We start from the raw sequence: 22,143 nt of genomic DNA on the forward strand, positions 1-22,143 counted from the left end.
CCGATTGGATATCGATGATTCGGGCTCTCTCAGCATTGGCTAAGGGGGCCTGAAAAGCTTTCACAGCTCTCTGTATGGAATTGCTGAATGTCGAAGGGAATTAACAACTTTTGCAATTGTTGCAGAGGGCCTTCTTCAGTCGATGCCAGCACATAGGTTAGAACCCGAGCTTGCTGCGATGGAGAGTTGTAGGCCAATTTCAAACATGCGCTGCCAGGGGAAATCGATCGCCAGTCGTTCGATTGTCCAGAACTGAAAGGACTGACGCATGGTATGTTGCCAAACCTCTTGCAGTCGCGCCTCAGTTTCTGAGGCAATTTGCTGTTCTTTGCCCTTGAAGTTGAAAGCAGAAGCACCCATAGCGGGCAAAAAGCGATCGCCAACATCGAGTCTCACAATCGACTGATAGGCCCAGTCTTCTAACAGGTGGTGGATTTTATTGAAGGCGATCGCCTGCCGATCGCCTGCCTCTAAGCCGAGAACTGCTGTTGCGATCGTCGTACCGAGGGTATTGCCGCTGGTATTCCAAGCGGCATAGGCCAGAATGCTATCCCAGCAAGCGGTATCGTCCAGCAATTCCACCAGTTCGGTTTCGCCGCCATTGGCAAATGCGACATCGGCGATCGCCACGGGCTTTCCCTCCGCGAGCAATTGTTGAATTTGGGCTGCAAACCAGCGGAGATTGCGATGGCTGTGGTAGGTCAAATCTTTTGCGGACTGCTGCCACGATTCCTGCACGACTCGACCGGCTGTATTCGCGGCCAAAATGCAGTCGGCCGCTTGAGGGATGAGGGCAACACTGGCTCCTGCGGCTGCGATATGGGACTTGAGACTTTCGCCAAACGGGCGATCTTCGTAGAGGGGAACGATCTGTTGGGACTGACTGGAACTCAAGAGGGGGTATAGCTTGCGTCGCACGCCTGCGAGTTGAGCGTAGGCTCTTGCGAGCAGGGTGCAGCCCACCTCATCCGCACCGGGATAGACATGAACCTGCTGTTGCAAGCGGAGTGCCGTAATGCTGCGAAAGATCTGTTGGCGATCGATCGCCGTAAAACCATACTCGGCACAATCATCTTGCGGGATCGACAAAAAGGAAATCACCCCTGACTTCACTAGGGCGATCGCCTGTTGATTGATGTTCAGATTCTTAGCGCGGCGCGATCGATAATCCTCCAAACACTCTCGATTCAGATCCCGCTCGGTTTGCTCCCATTGCTGCTGTTCGGCATCGGTGAGGCCAGTGCGATTGTGCTTATCCTCCAACCAGCCCCACTGGAAAATGAGTTCGCCCCAATCGGCGTAATAGTCCGGTTCTTCTTCACTGCTGTTATACGAGGGCGTTCGCATGATTAAATTGCTAGCCAAGATGTCGAGATTGAGATGGGCAGTTTTGAGTTGGCAAACTCTGTTCAGGCGATCGCTCAATTCCTCAACAGAGCTATCGTGTAACCGCGACGGCAACAAACCGCCGTACACCAACATTTCCAGCGAAAGAATGGCGATTTGACAGTGGGGCGCTTCCTGCTGAATCCATTGCCACAGGCGATCGCCGTCTGCTGGTTGTTTCTTGCGGCCCAAAAGTTCCATCGGCGGCACGACTAAGTGCAAGCGAGGTTGCAGGCTCGCGATCGCCTGCGGGTAACGGTAATTGCAAGGCCGCTCGTCGAGGGGAAGATACAGAATTTTCATGGGGCGATCGCCAACGGTCCTCATTCCTCAATCGGTCAACGGGCAATTTCCATCTGATGTTTGGCTCGAAACGTCGAGTCGCAGGTCTGCAACCACCGCTGGGCCAGTTGGGTTTGACTGCCCCAATGGACGTGCAAATAAGAAGCATGAACTTGTTCCGTACCCCAGCCTTCCCGGCGATCGTCCCAGCGATAAATCTCCCCGCGATAAATCTCCCCGCGATAAATCTCCCCGCGATAAATCTCCCTTGCGACTGGCGAGACACAGACTGAATGGTGAAACTCGTGTCCGCGCACCGTCTCGCCCGCGCGAATCATGGGCGAATCGGCGATCGCCGTGGCCGACCGGTAACCCAGCGTCAGTCTGTGGGTCATTTGTGTGGAATAGGGCAATTGCCCTGCCATCGGATAGGTCTTGCCCTCGCGATCGTCCAACTGTTGACCCAGCACCATCAAGCCGCCGCATTCGGCATAGATAATCGGCAGGTAATCGGGCAGCGGATGGGCTTGCAATTGTTCCGACAACTGCGCTGCAAACACTTCGGGAAAGCCACCCCCCAAATACAAACCGCTGCAATCGTCCAACTTGCTAAACCCAGAGTCTAACGGCGAAAACTCCTGCAGGTTTGCACCCAGATGTTCCAGTAAATCTAGGTTGTCGGCGTAGTAGAAATTGAAGGCAGCATCGCGGGCCACAGCGATCGTGGGATGTGCCCTCCCCGGCACCACATCGGGCCAGAGCGATCGCGGTTGGGGTAATGCCTGCACCAAGGGCAGCAGCAGATCCCAATTGAGTGACACTTCGGCCAGTTGAGCGAGGCGATCGAGCCTGCGGGAAAAATTCGCTTGTTCCCCTGCAGGCACCAACCCCAAATGGCGGCTGGGCATGTGAATGTCTGGGGTGGAATAGACAATCCCTAGAACGGGAATGTGGAGGGGGGCGATCGCCTCCTGCAACAATTGGGCGTGACGGGGGGAACCGACCCGGTTGAAGATAATTCCGGCGATCGCCACGCGAGGGTCGAACTGCATCAGACCGTAGGCGATCGCCGCCACCGTCCGCCCCACTTTTTGGGCATCTAACACTAGGACGGTGGGGAGATCGAGCAGCCGCGATACGTGGGCAGTACTGGCAAAATCGTCGGCCCCCACCTTGCCATCGAATAAGCCCATCACCCCTTCGACTACAGCAGCATCTTTGCCCTGGCAGTGGTAAGCAAAACAGCGCCGCACGTAGTCTTCAGAGGTTAAAAACGGGTCCAGATTGCGGCAAGGCAGCTGGGTTGCCGCCCAATGGAGGCCGGGATCGATATAGTCCGGTCCCACCTTAAAGGACTGCACGCGCAAGCCGCGTCGCTGCAAAGCGGCCAGCAATGCCAGCGCAATCGTCGTTTTGCCACTGCCGCTAGCGGCAGCAGCGATCGCGATCGCCACTAGTACTCAATCCCCAGTTGCGCTTTAATGCCCTGCTCTCGAAACGGATGCTTGACTGAGGTCATTTCCGTTACCAAATCTGCCATCTCGATTAACTCTGGCTTGGCTCCCCGCCCCGTCAAAATGGCGTGGGTGTCTGCAGTTTTTTGTTGCAACCCTGCTAAAACTGTTTCGATCGCGAGATATCCCAGTTTGACCGCAATATTGATTTCATCCAACAGCACAACGTGACAGTCGCCACTGGTGAGGAGGCGCAATCCAGTCTGCCAAGCCTTTTGGACGCTGACAATGTCGCGATCGCGATCCTGCGTCTCCCAGGTAAACCCTTCCCCCAAGGCATAAAACTCCACTAACTCCGAGTTCATTGACTTAAGTAGCTTCGCTTCTCCGGGCTGCCAAGCTCCTTTAATAAACTGCACCACTCCCACCTTCAAGCCGTGGCCGAGGGTGCGAAACACTACCCCAAAGGCCGCAGAACTTTTGCCTTTGCCGTCGCCGGTATTGACGATGATGAGACCTTTGCGATCCTTCATCTGGGCCAAGCGTTGGTCTTGTACCTGCTTGCGGCGCTCCATTTTGAGGCGGTGCTTGTCGGCGACAGAATCGGCAGTCATGGGCGATCGATCGGGCGAAACGGTTTTGTTATTGTATCCGCCCAATCGTTCCCCTACCGCTGAAGCCATGCGGGATCGCTCGATCCTAGACTGCAAGTAGCGCCAGTCCTCGGGTTCCAATCCCAACTTCCTGCGAGAGTTTTCCTGCCCTTGTTGAAATTTAACCAGTGTTTGGCTCCGACGCAGGCGTCGCTCGTCCACTACTTCCTCTGCAAATGACTGCTGAGGATCGATGGAGGGCTTGTGCCACTCTATTCCTATTGCTCGAACGATCGCCGCTTAACCCTTGTGGGGGACTCAATCGTGGCGCACAATAGCAAGGCACTTTTGAAGCCGATCGAGCGAAATCCGTCATGGCGCGTCTGGCCCTTCTCAGCGTTTCCGATAAAACTGGCATCGTGGATTTAGCGCGATCGCTGGTCGAGCGATATGGATTTCAGCTTGTTAGCAGCGGAGGCACCGCCAAAGCCCTGCAAGCCGCCGGTATTGCCGTCACCAAAGTCTCGGAGCATACCGGCGCACCCGAAATTCTCGGCGGTCGCGTCAAAACCCTACACCCCCGCATTCATGGCGGCATTCTCGGTCGCCCCACGCTCGACTCCGATCGCGCCGATCTAGAGGCCCAATCCATCCCCCCCATCGAGTTAGTCGCCTGCAACCTCTACCCCTTCGAACAAACGGTAGCTGAGCCGGAGACAACCTTAACAGAGGCGATCGAACAAATCGATATTGGCGGTCCCACCCTCGTCCGCGCTGCTGCCAAAAACTTCGATCGCGTCACCATCCTGACCGATCCCAGCCAGTACGAACCCTATCTAGCCGAACTGGAGACCCACGGCAGCCCCAGCCTCGACTTTCGCTTTAGCTGTGCCCGTGCTGCCTTCGATCGCGTCCTCAGCTACGACTGCGCCATCTCCGCCTATTTAGCCGGCCAATCTGTCGGGGAAACCCCTGCCCGAGAACCGCCGTTACTGATTCGCGCCATTCCCCATCAAACGCTGCGATATGGCGAAAACCCCCAACAACAGGCCCTGTGGTACCGCGAAATGGGCGAGCTGACTGGCTGGGCGGGGGCACAAAAGCTGCAAGGGAAAGACTTAAGCTACAACAATTTGGTGGATCTGGAGGCGGCCAGGGCGATCGCCGCCGAGTTTGCCGACGACCCCCAAGTCTGTGTGGCGATTCTCAAGCACACGAACCCTTGCGGTATGGCCCTAGCCGACACGGTAGAGGAGGCTTATCGATCGGCATTGGCAGGCGATCCCGTTTCGGCCTTTGGCGGCATTGTTGCCATCACTCGCCCGCTGGATGCCCCCACTGCCCGAGCCCTGACCGAAACCTTTTTGGAATGTGTCATTGCTCCGGCCTGCGGTGCCGAAGCCGCTGAAATCCTGCAGGCCAAACAGAATTTGCGGCTGTTGGTGTTGCCGAATTTTCAAGCGGGACCGCAGCAAACTGTGAAAGCGATCGCGGGGGGCTACCTCGTCCAGCAAGCGGACTCGACCCCTACCAATCCCGACAGTTGGACGATTCCCACTGAAGTTCAACCCACGGCTGCTCAACTGCGGGATTTGACCTTTGCCTGGAAGGTGTGCAAGTTTGTGAAATCGAATGCGATCGTGGTGGCGAAGGACGGTCGCACCCTCGGCATCGGTGCGGGCCAAATGAACCGGGTTGGGGCTGCCAAAATTGCTTTAGAGCAAGCAGGCGATCGCGCGCAAGGAGCGGTTTTAGCGAGTGATGGCTTTTTCCCTTTTGGCGACAGCGTCACCCATGCGGCGGCGGCCGGGATTGCTGCGGTGATTCAGCCGGGAGGGAGTATTCGCGATCGAGAATCGATCGATGCGGCCAATGTAGCGGGTATCCCGATGATTTGCACGGGCATTCGTCATTTCTTGCATTAAAGGCCGAACGGCTGGGTATTCCTGTAACCGGAGTGGGGCATGACAGCAATCCTGGTGGCATGCTTCAAACGAAGGTAATACCTTTGATAAGTCATCATAAGCTTTTTGTGAGATCTATGCTCTGCCCAGAGTGTTACTCTACCGTTAAGCAGTATGAACTGTGCCAGCCTATTACGAGGCGGTCGGTGAAGATGTTCCTGAGGAGAAACCGATAGAGCACCCTTAATCAACGGTGGCATTCAGGGAACAAGAAATCTGCAAGCTTTTCGGCGACAGTATGCTAAGTTTGAGAACCGAATCTTGTGATGCTTTGGGCCGAAAGGTGGGTGCAAGGCTGATTGGTTTAGAGTAACATTATAACGCGATAACGCGACGTAACTAGAGCTATGCTCCTATTGCCGAGCTGCTGCCTAGATAAATAATTGATTAGGTTCAGTTTTTATAATGGAAGACTATCACTCTATATTTTTAGATAGGCAAGCTGATACTCAAATTTTAAACAAATCTGTTTGAAAAATAGCAGCTATGCATTTCGGAGGAATTACAATTGAGTGCCTTCTTAAGTCTATAGCAATGGCATCTATACCTAAAGGAGCTGCTCCAGAATGGAAAACAAATTCGAATAATCCTGGCCATACACTCACTAATCCTGGACATAGTTTTGTCGAAGCACTAAAGCGTAATAACCGTCTTTATTCGAGAGTTCAGAAGTATCCAAATGTGATGAAATGGATTCAAGCTGTTGAAAGGCCAAATCAACACTTTATAGAGATGCGATATTCCTGCCATGCCCCAGATGCGAAGTCTTACAAAGAATGGTGGGAAACATATACACGTCTTTTAGCTTGGCTGAGGTTGCAAGCAACTCAACTTTGAGGATACATACAAACAATGCAGAACTGGAAAATTGCTCTTAAAGATAGGCTTGAGGAGGAGTTTATCAAAACCTCTCAAGAGTGGATTGACATTAATGTTTCTACTGCAGGTTTGCTAAATATCACTCTTATAAGCAATTGTTTTTTGGAGGCTTCATTTTCTGAAAGAAAGGATAGAATTATAGAAATAGTCAATGAGATTAAATCTCCAGTATCTCTAGGCTTCCTATCACTATACACCTGCCAAGAAGCTGATGAACTTCAAATTCAAGCCCCCATATCTTCGGTTTCTTCTTCAGTAAGGACATGGCAAGATCTTGCCCAGTGGGCTGAAAATCCCCAGAATCAATCACAAACTCAATCTCTCAATGGGGTACAGTCACCAAGAACAGTCACTTTTTATTCTTATAAGGGAGGAGTTGGAAGGACAACTGCTCTAACTCATGTTGCGTGGGTACTTGCAAGGCGAGGACGTAAAGTTGTTGCAGTTGACTTAGATTTAGAAGCTCCGGGATTAAGCACAGCTTTTAATCTAACTCCGAAGCCTGTCTATGGGATCATTGATTACTTTTATGAACGAGCATTCTTACCGGAAGGGATGGCAAATAATATTTCAGTAACTCAAATATTTGGCGAAGTTAGGATTCCAGATGCTACAGGTAGATTATTTGTCGTTCCTGCTGGAAATCTGGATTTTGACTACTTATCTAAAGTTGACGATCTCCAAACGACAAGGGTTATTGGCGATGATGGAAACCTTTGGTCAGTTTTTAAGGACGAGATTTCTGAGCAGCTTAAACCTGATATTTTGCTGGTTGATTCTCGGACAGGCATTAATCAGTGGGGAGCGCTATCCTTGTTGCAGGCTGCTGATGAAGTTGTACTGTTTTTATTCCCTAACGAGCAAAATTTACTAGAGATTGACTTGTTGATTGAAGCGTTAAAATCATTAAAACGATATTCAATTAACTTTGTTTTTACTCCTGTCCCTGATACAGCCGAGGCAGGAGCAGTTAAAGTCAGAAATATATGGTCTTCTCTGCAAGAAAAAATTGATCGAGTAGAAGGTAAATTACAGGACGAGGACTGTGAAGCTACTTCAGAGGATAACGATAATTCTGATGTATTATCAAAAATTGAAGAGTACGAGCCACTTATTATACCGTATATCCCCTCGATTGCTCTAGCAGATAGTTATCCGGTGACATCATTATTAGAATACTATGCACGAATTGCTAATCTGATTGACGAGGAGACAGATGAACTTCAGCGTAGTAAAATACTATCTGAACCTGAACATCGTTGGGATATTATAGAAAGCTTGAGTTTTCCGGAAGTTAATGCAGCAGATCCAAAGCAAAACTTAGCTTTATTATTTCAGCGTACTACTGACTTTGAAAGATTTCTTGATAACACCACATGTCTAATAAGAGGACGAAAAGGCACTGGAAAAACTGCTCTTTATTGGTTATTATTAAAGCACTTTGAGCTGGCAAGAAAGCTTGCTTACGGACGTCTAGATGATGTTATTTGTTTTTCTGGTCATGGTAGATTTCACGAGAGTAGACCATCTCGGGATGAATTCAAAGTAGTTCAGAGCGCTTTAGAATCTGAGGAGGCTAGCTGGGAGGCTTTTTGGAGAGCATATTTATTGCTACGTGCTTATCAATCTGAACTATTCAAATTCCTACGTGGGAATAGAGGGAAAAAATTCATACGGCTAAAAGAAATTATTAGTGGACTGCCCGTCCATGACTGGCGGCTTGAGCATACTAACGCCTTAATTAGATTATCTACAGAACCTGAGTTGATTCTTGTATCAAAGGATGCGCTAAATATTCTTGATGATTGTATTGCCAAAAAAGATAAGATAGCATGGTTTTTGTATGACGATCTAGATGAAGATTTTGCTTCTCAGTATGATGTTAGGAAACAAGCACTAACCGGACTGTTTCGTTTCCTTCAGTCATGTGATGCGCGTAGAATAAAATCTATAAGGTTCAAGATCTTCTTGAGGGAAGATATTTGGAGCCGCTTGATATTTGATAATAAAAGCCACTTTAATGGAAGAGATCTGCTCTTGCAGTGGACAAGAATAGATTTTTTAAGACTAGCTCTAAGACTAGCTCTACACTCTCAGAAGTTTAAAGAATTAGCTATTCAACTCTCTCCCGTCGAAAGCATCGATCAAGCTACTGAAGAGGCTATTAACCGTGCACTGGAATTACTCTGGGGAAGCCGCCGAAGAAGAGGTAGCAAAGCTAAGTATGTTTCTAGATGGGTTTATGAGCGGCTTACAGATTCTAGTAATACTACCTTCCCTCGAAGCTTAAGCATACTACTGGCAGGTGCTAAAGAGCAGGAGCTAAGCTATAAAGATCGGTCTTCAATTAAAGCTCCAATAGATAGATTACTACGGGGTAAGTCTTTAGAATTTGGACTAAGGGAAGCATCTGAAGAGCGATGCAGTGCGGTCAAAGAAGAGTACCCAGACCTACTTGAATTCTTGGAGACTCTTAAAGGTGTACCTGCCCTCGTTGAAAAACAACAGCTACAGCATCTTTGGGAAATATCAGTAAGTGAACAGATCCCAGCTTTTGATGATTTTGTTGAATTTATTAGTGAAGTCGGCATCATAGAGTGGCGTGCTAAAGATGAGCGCTTTAGATTTGCAGATATTTATGTCCATGGCTTTGAAATGTCTCGTACTGGCGCTATTTAACTACTGCAGGCTTTCTGCTGTTATGCTCTCACCACTCATGCACTCTTAAGGTAAAAGCGATGCAACAGAAAATTTAATCTCGGGAAAAGCCAAAAGCGATATTGACTCCCCAAGCGAATATTCTCGATAGTCGCCATATCGATCGCCGTTCGGCTGTCGATGCACCAGAATCTTCTCGGCCTTGACATCCAAAATCCAATATTCAGCAATATTAGCCCGGGCGTACAGAGGTAGTTTGACCATACGATCGTAATCCGAGGTTGAGTCAGAAACTTCAACCAGAGCGTAGATGTCCCGAGGGGTTGGGCGACGATCGCGGTATCTGTCTTCACAATATTTGAGAATCGCCAGATCGGGTTCGGGCATTGAACGATCGCTTAAGCGCACTGCTCCTTGCACCCGAACAATGGCTTTCCCTGCTAGAGCTAGCACAAACCGTTCGGTGAGTAGATCCGTGCAGGAATTATGAGGAGGACTGATGGGAGCCATCTCGACAATTTCTCCCTCGATGAGCTCGACGCGATCGCTTTGGGTCAGTACACCCCTTTCGGTCGTCAGTTCGTAGCGGGCTGCAGTGAATTTCAATCGTTCTCGTAGTTCAGTGGCTAACATCATTCCATCCCGTTCTCTGACAGGTCCGAGCTGCTGCAGGTGTGCTTTCCGTTATGTCCCTAGTGTATCTGCAGGGGAGATGAGCCCAGAATTAAAGCCCCCGATCGCGATCGGGGGCTTTGCTACAGGCATCGGACTTCAAGGTCGTCAGCTTGACTGGATGAGGGTTAGACCAAGCCCAGCCAAGCCATGACTCCCTGACCGGTTGCAGCTTCAATCGCAATCGCCAGCAGGAAACCGATCATGGCAGCACGACCGTTAATCCGCTCGCAATAGTCATTGAAGCCAAACTTAGGCTGGGTGATATTGGGGTTCGACATGGGAAACCTCGTTCGATATAGCTGGACGTTACGGGACTGGCAGTTAACTCAATTTTACAAAAATTTGCAAAACTGACGCAGCTAAAATGCACTGGCAATATTATCAACAGCAGCTTCAAGCTTTTTTTGGGTTTGGCTCAGGCGGTCGCTACTGTAAGTTTCTGCCGCTGCATCCATTGCATCTAGCAGTTCCGGTACGGCTTTGAAATCGTCCTTCAGTTGAGCTCGCTTGGCTTTGGGCAAGTCTTGCGAGATGGAAAATAGCTGGCGGCGCACCAACCCCATCGGACCGTGAATGTAGGAGCGCACTTCAAGCCACTCTTGCTTGTTCACATAACCTTGCAGAGTATCGACTTGCTCTTGCAGTTGAGCGATGGGGGGCGGTACTTCGGCTGAGGCAGGCGGTTGCAGGCTAGGCAAACCCATATAGAGAGCGACGGCAAGCAGAGCGGCGATCGCCAGACGGCGGAGTTGAGTCAACATCGTAGGCATAATTCCAGAATTTAAACGGACTGACAACGCAATATACTTCAACATTATTGCTTGAAGCGTTGCGATTCCAATGCCGCGATGCCTACTTTGGGCAGAGGTTTTCCCTAAAGCCACGCCGCCACGCCGCTGCGACGGCGATCGCCCGACCCCACAAACTGGCCGTTCGCGTCTCTCGCAATCGTGTGAACGCCGCCAAAAAACATATTTTGCTGCGGCCATTGCACGAGGGTTTCATCAGAGGCGATCGCTAGTTCATTGATATCGAGGGATTGAAACCCCGGCTCGATATTCAACACCCCTTCATTCCAATGCAGCCTCGGGGCAGCCACCGCGTCGGTCACCGGCAGGCCGAAATCGAGCAAATTCGACAGCACTTGCACGATCGCCGTGCGAATGCGTTTCGACCCCCCCGATCCCAGCACAATGCTGGGCTTGCCTCCTTCCAACACCATCGTGGGAGCCATCATGGATGACAGCCGCACGTCGCTCTGCCATTGGTGGAAGCCGTGGGGGTTGAGATCGTCCTCCCCCAACATGTTATTGAGCATCACCCCCGTACCGGGAATGGCATAGGACGAGCCCTCGCCATTGGAAGCGGTAATGCTAGCTGCATTTCCGTCGCGATCGATCGCACTAATATGGGTCGTGCTGCCCCACTTACTGCCTCCAGTCCCGAGCGAAGCTGCGTACTGTTCGAGGGATTCGCAGGCGAGAAACTCGTCGGCGATCGCCTGCCGATAAATCTGGCCGTCCAAACGCTCGTTCCGTGCCAGATTGGTGGCGCGCATGATGTCAGTCAGAATCTTCACATGCTGCTGCGACCCCAATTCCACTGCCTGCAAGTCAATCCGCTCTAACAACTTGAGCGAAAAGGCAATCAGCGTGCCCCCAAAACTCGGCGTTGGGTTGGTGAGTAGCGTGCGCCCGCGATAGCGAACGGATAGAGGTTTGCGCTCGATGGTGCGATAGTGCTGGAGATCGGCCAGTGCGAGATGCCCGCCGCGATCGCGGCAATCGGCCACTAACTTTTGGGCCATGTCCCCTCGATAAAACACTTGCGGTCCTTCTGCAACCCAATACTCTAATGTCGCGGCAAACTCTTTCATGAAAAGGCGATCGCCCACTTGCAATAACTCGCCACTGGGTGCATACACCCGACGCATCTCGGGGCAGGCGGTCAGAATGGGCTGGAGAATTGTGAAGACGTACTGCTGAAATTCATTCACCTCCACCCCCTGTTTGGCATAGCGAATGGCGGGCTCGGCCACCACGCGAAAGGGCAGCGATCCGAACCGCTGGTGAATGCAAAACGCCCCATCGAGACTGCCCGGTACTGCCATAGAACCGAGCCCGACGTGGAACTCTTGCTGCACGCCGCCAAAATCCACCAGCACTGGATAAAAATTGCTCTTGCCCGCAGGCCGCTTCTGGCGCGGCGTTTGGGTGAAGAAGTCAAACAGGACATTGTCGCCTGCCTGAGTGTGGGCCAGACAGAAGCCTCCCCCACCGGCTGAAGTCAAGGCCGGTTCTGCCACCCAAGAAGCCAGCATGGCCGCGATCGCCGCATCGAAGGCATTCCCCCCCGAGCGAAACATTTCTAGCCCAGCGGCAACCGTTTTGGGATGCCCGGCAGCAATTGCACCTCGGTGTGGGGATGGCATAGCGACTCGCGCGATCGGGGTCATACGGGGTCATACAAGGATGGTAAGGCTGCAAGGATGGTAAGGCTGTGACGCCGCTATGCTAAAGCACTCTCTATGCCCGAATCGCTGGTAAAGATGCAGGAGGAGCCCGTCAGGGCCATCGCCTGTTGCACGAACCCGTACTCCGGTGTCGTCTGCAAACCCATGAAGTCCATATCCGATTGAGGCGCATTGGCCAAACAGTCTGCAAAGCTACCGACCATAACAATCGTTCTGGCTCGGGCTGGAATGCGGCAATAATCCCGCAGTTCTTCAATAAACTCTCGGGCCGGTTTCGTCTCCTCTTTCGTCGCAACGGCTGCAATGAGGTTGAGTTGAGCCTGCCAAGCTTTTTGGAGTCGCAGGCTCATGAGCAAGCTGAGGTTAATACTGCCCTTTTGCAGGCGATCGGCGAGGGGAATGGGTTCCAATTGAGGCCGAATCCACAGGCTGATCACCTCAGCCCTACCCAGACCTGCAACGGGATGCAGCCCCAATAACATCACCCCCACCTTCAAGCGACGAGCTTCGTCAAACACGGGTAAGGTCTCAGTCCAATTGCTGGGATCTTCAGGGCCGCGAACAAACAGGACGTTGGGACGAAAGAAAGCACTCTGTAGGGTTTGTAGGGCGGCAATGATGCCAGTTGCAGCGGTATCGACTTCGATCGTGGAATGGGTGGTAAAAATCCCTCGCCGCTGCAGGGCGGCGCTGAGATCGCCAATACGCGGCGACAAATCCCGGACGGTGGCGCTGGAGGCCAAGCCCAATAAGTTAATCGTTCCTTCTGGCTGACATAAATCGAGCAGCAGGCGAAACTCTCCCAATAACTGGGATTTATCTTCGACCGGCACTAACAAAGTGGGCTTCCAGGCCCGAGCACTCGCCACCGCCAACTCCATGGTTTTGGTGGCAGCCCATTGGGCCAAGGCTTCAAACAGACCGCTGCGGGCTTCCCCCGTCCGACGAATGGGGGTTTGAGTGGCAATGCGCAAGGAGATGGCGATCGCCACCACCAAAGCGCTCAGGCTAAAAAGGGGATCGATCGCAAACATCGCCACCGTGCAGCCGAATAAGCCGTATAGCGGCACCAGCAGCGGCAATCGCAGCGTCGGACGGAAGGTCATCAATCCCAGGCTGGTTTCGATCGCCACCACCAGATTGACAGTGGCGTAGGTGAGCAGGAAAAAAATGGTAATCAGGGAGGCGATCGCGTTGAGGTTGCGCAGTAGCAGCGAGATCGCGACGATCGACCCCGAGATCGCCAGGGCTCGACGGGGCTCGCCGTTGCGCGACAGGCTAGCCACCCACCGACCTGCGGGAATGGTGCGATCTCGGCCTAACGCCATCAGAATGCGGGGAGCGCCGACGAAGGAGGACAGGGCTGCCGAAAATGTTGCTGCTAGCAGCCCCGCTACAACAGCCGGTTGCCAGAGGGAACGTTCGGCCAAAATCGTGTAGTTGCGAACCAGTTGGAACGGCGTGCCCGATCGCGACAGCCACCAGCACAAGCCCAGATAAACGACAGCACTGACGCCAATGGCGGAGAGGGTGCCAATCGGGATGCTCCTGCGACTGTTTTCCAACTCTCCCGACAGATTCACCCCCGACAAGATACCGGTGACTGCCGGAAAAAACACCGCAAACACTCCCCAGAAATCGGTCCCGACAAAGCCAGTTTCCACTTGACCGGGAAACGTTCCCCACAGCTGGGGAGAGACCACCGGGTCCCAAGTGACGGGACTGGCGAAAACCGAGATCAGGGAGCCGATAATGAGGATTAAGACTAAATACTGCAGCCGAAAGGCCAAGCCCGCACTGATAAAGGCGACGGCAAACACGACGGCAAAAGCCCCGAAGTCCACCAGAATGGCAGGATGTTGGGGAAAAATCGACAGCCAGCCCTCGCGGAAACCGATCAGATAGAGGGTGGCTGCCAGAGACTGAGATAAAAATAGCGGGATACCGACTGCGGCTCCCACTTCCAGCCCCAGCGATTTGGCGATCGTGGCATAGGTGCCACCTGCACCGAGGCGCGTATTGGTGGCAATGGAGGCGATCGACAAGCCTGTTGCCAGCGTGATGCTGATTGCAGCCAAGACTACGAGCATGCCCCCCAGCAAGCCAGCATTGCCCACGACCCACCCCACCCGCAGGTACATGATGGCCCCCAGGATGGTCAGCAAGGTTGGCTTGAACACCCCTTCGAAGGTGTTGTAGCGCTTGACCTCGGGGAAATCTGATGAGTGGGGTTTTGACTGTTTTGTGCCAGCCTGTCGCCAGCCGCGAAAAATCCGCCAAGCCATAGTCCTATCCGTTCACGACATGCCGAGTAGCTGCATCTCGTGCATCAGGGTTTCGGCCAGACCGGTTTCCAGCGATCGCGGCTGGTAACTCAACTCCTGTTTTGCTTTTGAGTTGTCGCCCAGGTAGGTTGTTCCGGCTAAGACCCGCAAACTTTCAGCCGAAAAGGTTGGGGGGACTGCGATCGCGATTTCCACCACTCCCATCACAACTGACATCAGCTTCAAGAACATGGGAGGTATCTCTGTAGGCTTGGGTACGCCGGTAATTTGCTCTGCCACCATCATTGCCTCGGTCAGGGTATGAGCTGGTCCGGCAATGATATAAGTCTCGCTGGGTTTTCCCTTCTCCATTGCCAAAATATGGGCCTGCGCGGTGTCCTCCACATGCGACCAGCAAAAAGCCGTTTGTTTGGGAATCACGGGCAACTCCCGCTGCAGGTATCGCACGAACGTGGTGCGCAAACTGCTGGTATCCCCCGATCCGTAAATCGCCCCCGGCATCACAATCGTGAGGGGGAGCCCCTCCGCAATTTTGTCTCGGGCAATCTCGTGGGCGGCGGCTTTGGTGCGATCGTATTCGCTCAGATGGCTGCCCGTATAGTGGAAAGATTCGTCTACGAGCTTGCCGTGGGTGTCGGAGTTTACCGCTAAGGTGCTGGTGTACACCCCCCGAGCAATGTCGAGTTCTTGCATCAACTCCAACACATTGCGCGTCCCCAGCACGTTGATCCGCTCGCCAGCGCCCTGATGCCGAACGCCGAGCTTGTACCAGCCAGCAATGTGGAAAATACCATCCACTCCCGTCATGGGCGATCGCATACTCTCTTTGTCGGTAATATCGCCGACGTGAAGTTCTATACCCAGCTCCTCAAGTGCCTGCGCTTTAGCGCGATCGCGAATGAGTGCAACGACGGTATGCCCCTGCTCCACAAGCTGTCTGGCCACTCGTCCGCCAACAAACCCCGTAGCACCTGTGAGAAAGTATTTCAAAATCTCCTCCTATGGTTCTTAAAATTAAGCACGAATTCGATCGATTAAGCACGAATTCGATCGATTAAGCACGAATTCGATTGCGGAACTCGAGACATCGTGACAGTGGTATCGCAGTTCTCTAGCCAAAGTCTTGGAGGGATCTAGAACCATCAGGCATTGCCACATCATCTAAATTGGCACCTTCTCAACCGCGTTGAGACAGAAACCTGTCATTCTGAGGATATGCCTAAAAAGCTTGCAGGCCAATGACTCCTAGAACTCTCCTGCCAAAGCGCTCACACAGCGCTCGCATAATTCGGGATGTGCCTCAAAATGGCCCACCTGAGTGGAGTAATTCCAACACCGCAGGCACTTCGTCCCTTCAGCAGGTTGAATCTCGACGGCAATCCCTTTCCCCCCTTGCCTCAACTCCACTTGGGACGAGATCGAGAGGTAGCGCAAGAAGTCAGCCCGCTCGCTCAACAACTCGTACAGGTGAAAATCTCCTACTGCCAGCACGACTTTAGCTTCCGCCGATGCCCCAATTCGCTTCTCAGTGCGAGCCACTTCCAGAGCCTTATTCACCTCGTCGCGCACTTGCCGCAACAGCACCCAATCCTCCGCTAAGTCCGGCTGGTGCCATTGCTTTGGCAAATTCAGCCAACCCGCTTGAAAGACCGACTGGGCCTCGATCGCGTAGGGTAAGTGGCTCCAGATATCTTCAGCCATGTGGGAGAGAACGGGGGCGATCGCCTTAGCCAAGTTCTCCAGTATTAAAGCCAGCACGGTCTGGCACTGACGGCGGCGGGAGGCCGTGGCATGGCTGATGTAAAGGCGATCTTTGCCGATGTCCAGGTAGAAGTTGGACAGATCCACCACGCAGAAGTTTTGTACCGCCTGGAAGAAGCGGAAAAATTGGTAGGTTTCGAAGGCGTCGGTAATTTCGAGACAAACTTCGCGGTGGCGATGCAGGATATAGCGATCGAGCTCCGATAAATCCTCGTAGGCAACGGCATCTCGGGCGGGATCGAAATCGGCTAGGTTGCCCAGCAAAAATCGAGCCGTGTTGCGCACCTTGCGGTACACATCCGCCATTTGGCCGATGATGGTTTTGCCAATGGGCACATCGCCGCTGTAATCGACACTCGACACCCACAGCCGCAAAACGTCGGCACCATAGGCAGGCTCTTGCTTCAGGTTTTTGCCGCCATTGATAATCACCAGCGGATCGACGACATTACCGAGGGACTTGCTCATCTTTTGGCCCTTCTCGTCCAAGACAAACCCGTGGGTGAGGACCGACTGGTAGGGGGCACAGCCGTGGACGGCGACGGAGGTGAGCAAACTGGATTGAAACCAGCCCCGATGTTGGTCGGAGCCTTCTAGATAGAGTTCGACGGGATAGTGCAGTTCCGGTCGCCGCTCGGCCACAGCCGCCCAAGAGGAACCGGAATCGAACCAGACGTCCATCGTGTCTGTGCCTTTGATGTAGGTTCGATCGGTGTTGCGATACTGCTCGGGCAACAGCGCTGCCACTGACAACTTCCACCAAGCATCGGACCCCTGCTCTCGAAAGATGTCGCGCACGTGGGCGATTGTCTCTTCGTTGAGTAATGCCTCGCCCGTTTCCGCGTCGTAAAACACGGGAATGGGCACCCCCCAAGCGCGCTGGCGGGAGATACACCAATCGGAGCGATCGCCCACCATTGCCGTAATCCGGTTTTCCCCGATCGCCGGAAACCACTTCACCTGTTTGATGGCTCTCAGCGCCGCATCTCGGAAGCCTTCCACCGAGGCAAACCATTGGGTGGTGGCCCGAAAGATGGTGGGTTGCTTGGTGCGCCAGTCATAGGGATATTTGTGGCCGTAGGGCTCTTGCTTCATTAACGCCCCCGCTTCTGACAGGGCCTCGATCGCCGCTTGGTTGCCGCTGGTGGCTTTGTCTTTCGAGAGTACGTCCAGACCGACAAAGCGCTCCCCGGCTTCTGCGGTAAACTTCCCCTGCGCATCGACAGGAGACAGGATCTCCAGACCGTATTTCTGGCCAGTATTGAAGTCGTCTTGGCCGTGACCGGGGGCGGTGTGGACGATGCCGGTGCCCGATTCAGTGGTGACGTAGTCGCCGAGCACGCAGAGGCTGGGGCGATCGTAGAGGGGGTGTTGGCCCTCGCTCCGATCCATTACCTTGCCGGGGAAGGTCACTTTGACTTCGAGCGATTCCCCCAGTTTTTGCTCCAGCGCTTCGCGCAAATCTGCCGCCACAATTAGATTGCCGAACGTCTCCGACTCCACCACCGCATAGGTGAGTTCGCCGTTGAAACACAGAGCCAAGTTGCCGGGGATGGTCCAGGGAGTGGTGGTCCAGATGGCCACCCGCAGATCGGGCATGTAGTCGGCTAAGTATGCGGCTGCCTCGGGTTGCAATGACTGGATGGGGAAAGCCACGTAGATACTGCGGGAGATATGACCTCCGGGGTATTCCAGTTCGGCTTCGGCCAGGGCCGTTTGGGAACTGGGGCTCCAGTGGACAGCTTTGAGGCCGCGATAGATATAGCCTTTCAGGGCCATTTGGCCGAATACTTCAATCTGGGCGGCTTCGTATTCCGGTTGCAGGGTGAGATAGGGATGCTCCCAATCCCCCCAGATGCCCAGTCGTTGGAAGCCTGCTTTCTGGCGGGCGATCGCCTTTTTAGCAAAATCCCGTGCTTTGTAGCGCAGTTTGAGGGGAGTGAGCTGTTGCCGCTGTTCGGCGGTCATGCTCTGCAGCACCTTCAGTTCGATCGGCAGGCCGTGGCAATCCCAACCGGGCACGTAGCGCACCTTGCGCCCTTTGAGCATCTGGTATTTGTTGATGGTGTCTTTGAGGATTTTGTTGAGGGTGTGGCCCATGTGGATGTCGCCGTTGGCGTAGGGGGGGCCGTCGTGCAGGACGAAGGGCTTGCCAGGGTTGGTGTCTGCGAGCGTTTCGTAGATCTGGAGATCGGTCCAGAACTGTTGAATCTCGGGTTCTTTCCGAACAGCGTTGGCCCGCATGGAGAATTCCGTTTGGGGCAGGTTGAGGGTGCTCTTGTAGTCAACAGCGGTGGGGGTAGCTTCGCTCACGGGAGATTTCTTCACACTGAACAGCCGAACATTCCCTATATTGTAGAAACCTATGGGCAAGTCAGCGATATTGAGATAAGTGTAGGAATTTAGGTCGAAGAATCGGGAATGAGAGAGCCTCATTCAGTTACAGACGAAACGGCAATCGAGGCCAACTTTCCATCGTCCCACAACACGTGTCGATTTTAGTACAGTCGCGATGGCGCCGCCGACTATACTGCTTTGGAATTCGAATGCTTGCGCCGATAAGCCCAACCCAATCCACCGGCGATCGCCGTGCCCAATAAGGTGATGGGCTCGGGAATGGGAACAACCACTAATTCAGACAGTTGGAAATTGTCATTGGCTCCCGTTGCAGTAAAGATGAACTGTTGGCCGGACAAGCCAAAAGTAACCGTGGGGGTGTTGGCAGGGGCAAGTAGAAATTGGTCAACACTCAAGACTCCATCGACAAACAGCGTGAAATTGTCATTTTGAGCGCCAGTACCGAGGGGGTTGCTGCCGGTGAAGAAGGTTGCCGATGTGAGTCGTACAGCCTGCTCGAAATCTAAAACCAAAAATTCGCCAGCATTGTCGCTGTCAGGTCCATCAATGACGCTGTCGCCAACCCCAGAGTTAGGCGCATCGCCATTGTCAATACCGAGGCCGTTGGGAGTCGGGTTGACCAATGCCAGACTGGGAGAGCCCAAAGGTCCTAAAAAAGCAGTGGCTACTACGTCCAGAGTTCCGCTAGTGTCGGCAAACGTCACACTTGTTTGGTCGGGCTGCTGCACTCTAAAGTCAAAGGTCAATTGCGCAGCCCGGGCAGTTTTGATAGACATTGGGCTCGTCAGGGCCAAACCAGCGATCGCGCCTATGTATCCTAAACGACAGAAATTTTGAAGTGACATAATCTACGAGGGAGTAAGCCGTACGACAGCATTGTATGCCCAGTCAGCAAAATATTTACGTGCAGAGTGATAGCTTATTCAAAGTTCAGTAAATATACGTACTTTTCGTAGGTGTCTTCCACTAGATATGCCAAGGTAAATTTTGAGCTCTTCGAATTTTAAGTATGTAAGTTTACAAAACACGGATTGACTGTACGGAGTCTCGACTGGGGGCAATCGAAAGAAAATCCTGCGGAGAGGAGCGGCGGTCACAGAGGGTCGCTAAGATTTCGAATAGAGCCCTCGCCCACTTGCGGCGATCGGGGCGGACAAAGGAGGCAGCTTGTGATTCTGACAACTCTTGAAGGGGTTCCCGGCAAGCGGATTGCGGAGCATTACGGTCTGGTACAGGGCAATACGATTCGAGCCAAAAATGTCGGCAAGGATATTTTGGCGGGATTTAAGAACTTGGTCGGGGGAGAACTCAGAGCTTATACGGAGCTATTGCAAGAGTCTCGTCAAGAGGCCACCGATCGCATGGTGGCGCAGGCCCAGCAACTGGGGGCAAATGCGGTGGTCAACATTCGGTTTGCCACCTCCTCGATTGCGGCTGGAGCAGCGGAGTTATATGCCTACGGCACTGCAGTGCGGGTCGAGTAGTCGCGATTGATAGAAGGCTTGGGAAATCGATATGGATGCACTCGTCGGACTGATTGCGTTTGCAATCTTGATGCTGTTAGGGCTGCTGGCGGGCGGCGCAATCGAACGCAAGCACTATGACAATATTCGGCAGCGGGAGCGTCAAACCCGTCACATCCCGATGGTGACCTTTGGTGCAAAGCAGGCTTTGTCTGCCAATACAGAAGGCAAGCTGTTTGTGGGGAGTGTGGTGATTTCCGCCGATTACTTCAAAATTGTGGTGGCGGGGCTGCGCAATTTAGTCGGCGGTCGAGTGATGGTGTACGAGACCGTGCTCGATCGGGCTCGGCGGGAGGCGATCTTGCGACTCAAAGAGCAGGCGGTGGACTGGGGGGCCAGCCAAATTGCCAATGTGCGTCTAGAAACAGCCAATGTGGGCAGTTCCAACAATCAGGGAATTGTGGCGATCGAGGTGGCAGCCTACGGGACGGGGATTCGGCAAGAGCCTGCTAGCTTGCCCCGCTAAGATCGGAGCGGTCGTTTTTTATGGCTCGCCGAGTGGGAAGGCGACAAAGGACTCATCAACAATAGGCTGCGATATTCCCTCATGAACTCAAACTACGTTCCGAAAGACATCGCCGAAGAGGTGAATGTCACACCTATCAATCCTTTGGGCAATTTTGCCTATTTGTTGGGGGTCGTAGTGTCGGTGACGCTGGCACTCTATCTGGGATTGGGTTGGGTGGCCGAGCAATTGGTCGGGCGCATTAGCCCTGAAATGGAGGTGGAGATCGGACGGCGGGTAATACCCGTGCAAGCCTTGGAACGCGCCGATCGCGACGAGCCACGTCTCGACTATGTTGAGGATCTGCTCAATTCATTGCGCGATCGCGATTCTGCGCAGCGAGCCCCACTGACTGTTCGTGTTTTGGACGAATCCATCCCCAATGCCGGTCTGTTTCCGGGGGGGCATGTGGTGGTGACCGAGGGCTTGCTGGATTCGGTGCAGTCGGAAAACGCGCTGGCGTTTGTGTTGGCCCACGAGTTGGGACATTTTGAGGAACGAGATGCCTTGCGGGGACTGGGGCGATCGTTGGTGTTTGTCATGCTAGCATCCGCACTGGGTATCGGGGGTTCGACGGCGAATTCGTCGGCGCAGGTGGTGTCTGTCACCAGTCAGTTAGCGGCATTGAGGCACAGTCGCAGGCAAGAGTTTACAGCCGATGAATTTGCCCTGGCGGCGGTGGTCGATCGCTACGGCCACGGCGATCGCAGTCTCGATTTTTTCGAGCATCTATTAGAGCAGGGGCACGACAAGCGGGTGGCCGACTACTTTTCCACTCATCCCCTCACCCGCGATCGTATCGAGCGGCTGTATCGACTGGCAGAAGAACGGGGTTGGTCGATGTCGGGGGAAGTCGAGCCATTGCCCTACTAAAGTCTGTTCAGGCTTCCTGCGGCTGTCTGACGAGGCTGGCCACAGCATAGATGGTGTAAGCCAGAGAGACGATCGCCACCACCGCTTTAGAAACCACGGCTGGCACTCGTTCCACATCGCCGCCAGTCAGCAAAGTTAGAGCACCTGGCAAGCCACTGGCTGTTCCTAAAAAGGCCAGTACAGCGATGCCAATGGCTGCAGCCAATAATTTTTTGGGGAATTTGGGTTTGGGCCAAGCGGCGATCGCCAATAGCAGGATGGGAATTCCGAATGCACAGGGAATTAGGGCTGTCTTACTGGCTTGCCCGCTGGCAAAATAGCCGATCGCCCCGAGGGCGGTGAGGAACGCACCGTAAATTGCTGAAACGATCGCCATACCTGAGTTCCCGCTGCAGAGTGAAGATACTCCATACCTTAGATGATGTTTGGGAGATGCGATCGCTAGATCTCGATGTAGCTGCGAAAATCGACAGA

18 protein-coding genes are annotated in these 22,143 nt (G+C 53.3%); 6 read left to right on the top strand and 12 right to left on the bottom strand.

Features of this window, described 5'->3' with window-relative positions:
- Positions 1 to 135: 135 nt before the first annotated feature.
- The 3 genes from SYN7336_RS24185 to cobO are packed head-to-tail and all read right to left on the bottom strand — an operon-like array spanning position 136 to position 3,736.
- Entirely contained in the window at positions 136 to 1,689 is a 1,554-nt protein-coding gene (locus SYN7336_RS24185; RefSeq protein WP_017324448.1) for a DUF4127 family protein, read from the bottom strand.
- Between the two features lie 35 nt (positions 1,690 to 1,724).
- The gene (locus tag SYN7336_RS03050; protein WP_017324449.1) at positions 1,725 to 3,122 is read right to left on the bottom strand and encodes a cobyrinate a,c-diamide synthase; all 1,398 of its coding nucleotides are present in this window, start codon (positions 3,120 to 3,122) and stop codon (positions 1,725 to 1,727) included.
- On the bottom strand, positions 3,122 to 3,736 hold the full coding sequence (cobO, locus tag SYN7336_RS03055) for a cob(I)yrinic acid a,c-diamide adenosyltransferase (RefSeq protein WP_026100647.1): 615 nt from the start codon (positions 3,734 to 3,736) through the stop codon (positions 3,122 to 3,124). Before cobO ends, SYN7336_RS03050 begins: the two co-directional genes overlap by 1 nt.
- A gap of 353 nt (positions 3,737 to 4,089) precedes the next feature.
- Between cobO and purH the strand changes: the two genes are divergently transcribed.
- The 3 genes from purH to SYN7336_RS03065 all read left to right on the top strand — a co-directional run bounded on the left by purH (position 4,090) and on the right by SYN7336_RS03065 (position 9,237).
- Positions 4,090 to 5,640, top strand: a complete 1,551-nt coding sequence (gene purH / locus SYN7336_RS03060) for a bifunctional phosphoribosylaminoimidazolecarboxamide formyltransferase/IMP cyclohydrolase (RefSeq protein ID WP_017324451.1) — start codon at positions 4,090 to 4,092, stop codon at positions 5,638 to 5,640.
- A 573-nt stretch (positions 5,641 to 6,213) separates the two neighbouring features.
- Entirely contained in the window at positions 6,214 to 6,516 is a 303-nt protein-coding gene (locus SYN7336_RS28575) for a hypothetical protein (protein WP_202951134.1), read from the top strand.
- Positions 6,517 to 6,531: 15 nt separating this feature from the next.
- A complete protein-coding gene (locus SYN7336_RS03065; protein ID WP_017324452.1) occupies positions 6,532 to 9,237 on the top strand; it encodes a P-loop ATPase, Sll1717 family in 2,706 nt (901 codons plus the stop codon).
- 45 nt (positions 9,238 to 9,282) lie between these two features.
- Here the strand turns inward: SYN7336_RS03065 and SYN7336_RS03070 are convergent, their stop codons facing one another.
- The 8 genes from SYN7336_RS03070 to SYN7336_RS03105 all read right to left on the bottom strand — a co-directional run bounded on the left by SYN7336_RS03070 (position 9,283) and on the right by SYN7336_RS03105 (position 19,544).
- The gene (locus SYN7336_RS03070; protein ID WP_026100649.1) at positions 9,283 to 9,849 is read right to left on the bottom strand and encodes a Uma2 family endonuclease; all 567 of its coding nucleotides are present in this window, start codon (positions 9,847 to 9,849) and stop codon (positions 9,283 to 9,285) included.
- A gap of 167 nt (positions 9,850 to 10,016) precedes the next feature.
- Positions 10,017 to 10,169 carry a chlorophyll a/b-binding protein gene (locus SYN7336_RS30435; RefSeq protein WP_017324454.1) on the bottom strand — a complete coding sequence of 51 codons (153 nt, stop codon included), beginning with the start codon at positions 10,167 to 10,169 and terminating at the stop codon, positions 10,017 to 10,019.
- Between the two features lie 81 nt (positions 10,170 to 10,250).
- The gene (locus SYN7336_RS03080; protein WP_017324455.1) at positions 10,251 to 10,652 is read right to left on the bottom strand and encodes a hypothetical protein; all 402 of its coding nucleotides are present in this window, start codon (positions 10,650 to 10,652) and stop codon (positions 10,251 to 10,253) included.
- A gap of 113 nt (positions 10,653 to 10,765) precedes the next feature.
- Positions 10,766 to 12,322, bottom strand: a complete 1,557-nt coding sequence (ggt, locus tag SYN7336_RS03085) for a gamma-glutamyltransferase (protein WP_017324456.1) — start codon at positions 12,320 to 12,322, stop codon at positions 10,766 to 10,768.
- Between the two features lie 77 nt (positions 12,323 to 12,399).
- Positions 12,400 to 14,649 carry an amino acid permease gene (locus tag SYN7336_RS03090; protein ID WP_017324457.1) on the bottom strand — a complete coding sequence of 750 codons (2,250 nt, stop codon included), beginning with the start codon at positions 14,647 to 14,649 and terminating at the stop codon, positions 12,400 to 12,402.
- A gap of 12 nt (positions 14,650 to 14,661) precedes the next feature.
- A complete protein-coding gene (locus SYN7336_RS03095; protein ID WP_026100650.1) occupies positions 14,662 to 15,639 on the bottom strand; it encodes an NAD-dependent epimerase/dehydratase family protein in 978 nt (325 codons plus the stop codon).
- 255 nt (positions 15,640 to 15,894) lie between these two features.
- Positions 15,895 to 18,654: an isoleucine--tRNA ligase gene (ileS, locus tag SYN7336_RS03100; protein ID WP_051039885.1), complete on the bottom strand. Its 2,760-nt coding sequence runs from the start codon at positions 18,652 to 18,654 to the stop codon at positions 15,895 to 15,897.
- Positions 18,655 to 18,935: 281 nt separating this feature from the next.
- Positions 18,936 to 19,544 carry a PEP-CTERM sorting domain-containing protein gene (locus SYN7336_RS03105; RefSeq protein ID WP_017324461.1) on the bottom strand — a complete coding sequence of 203 codons (609 nt, stop codon included), beginning with the start codon at positions 19,542 to 19,544 and terminating at the stop codon, positions 18,936 to 18,938.
- Positions 19,545 to 19,937: 393 nt separating this feature from the next.
- Between SYN7336_RS03105 and SYN7336_RS03110 the strand changes: the two genes are divergently transcribed.
- The 3 genes from SYN7336_RS03110 to SYN7336_RS03120 all read left to right on the top strand — a co-directional run bounded on the left by SYN7336_RS03110 (position 19,938) and on the right by SYN7336_RS03120 (position 21,669).
- Positions 19,938 to 20,252 carry a YbjQ family protein gene (locus tag SYN7336_RS03110; protein WP_017324462.1) on the top strand — a complete coding sequence of 105 codons (315 nt, stop codon included), beginning with the start codon at positions 19,938 to 19,940 and terminating at the stop codon, positions 20,250 to 20,252.
- A 31-nt stretch (positions 20,253 to 20,283) separates the two neighbouring features.
- Positions 20,284 to 20,757: a YbjQ family protein gene (locus SYN7336_RS03115; protein WP_017324463.1), complete on the top strand. Its 474-nt coding sequence runs from the start codon at positions 20,284 to 20,286 to the stop codon at positions 20,755 to 20,757.
- Positions 20,758 to 20,838: 81 nt separating this feature from the next.
- Positions 20,839 to 21,669, top strand: coding sequence for a M48 family metallopeptidase (locus SYN7336_RS03120; RefSeq protein ID WP_017324464.1), 831 nt, complete (start codon positions 20,839 to 20,841; stop codon positions 21,667 to 21,669).
- A 7-nt stretch (positions 21,670 to 21,676) separates the two neighbouring features.
- On the opposite strand, the gene SYN7336_RS24190 is transcribed toward SYN7336_RS03120, so the two are convergent.
- The gene (locus tag SYN7336_RS24190; protein ID WP_017324465.1) at positions 21,677 to 22,045 is read right to left on the bottom strand and encodes a hypothetical protein; all 369 of its coding nucleotides are present in this window, start codon (positions 22,043 to 22,045) and stop codon (positions 21,677 to 21,679) included.
- Positions 22,046 to 22,143: the final 98 nt, after the last annotated feature.

It is taken from the genome of Synechococcus sp. PCC 7336 (assembly GCF_000332275.1).
Taxonomy (GTDB): domain Bacteria; phylum Cyanobacteriota; class Cyanobacteriia; order Thermostichales; family PCC-7336; genus PCC-7336.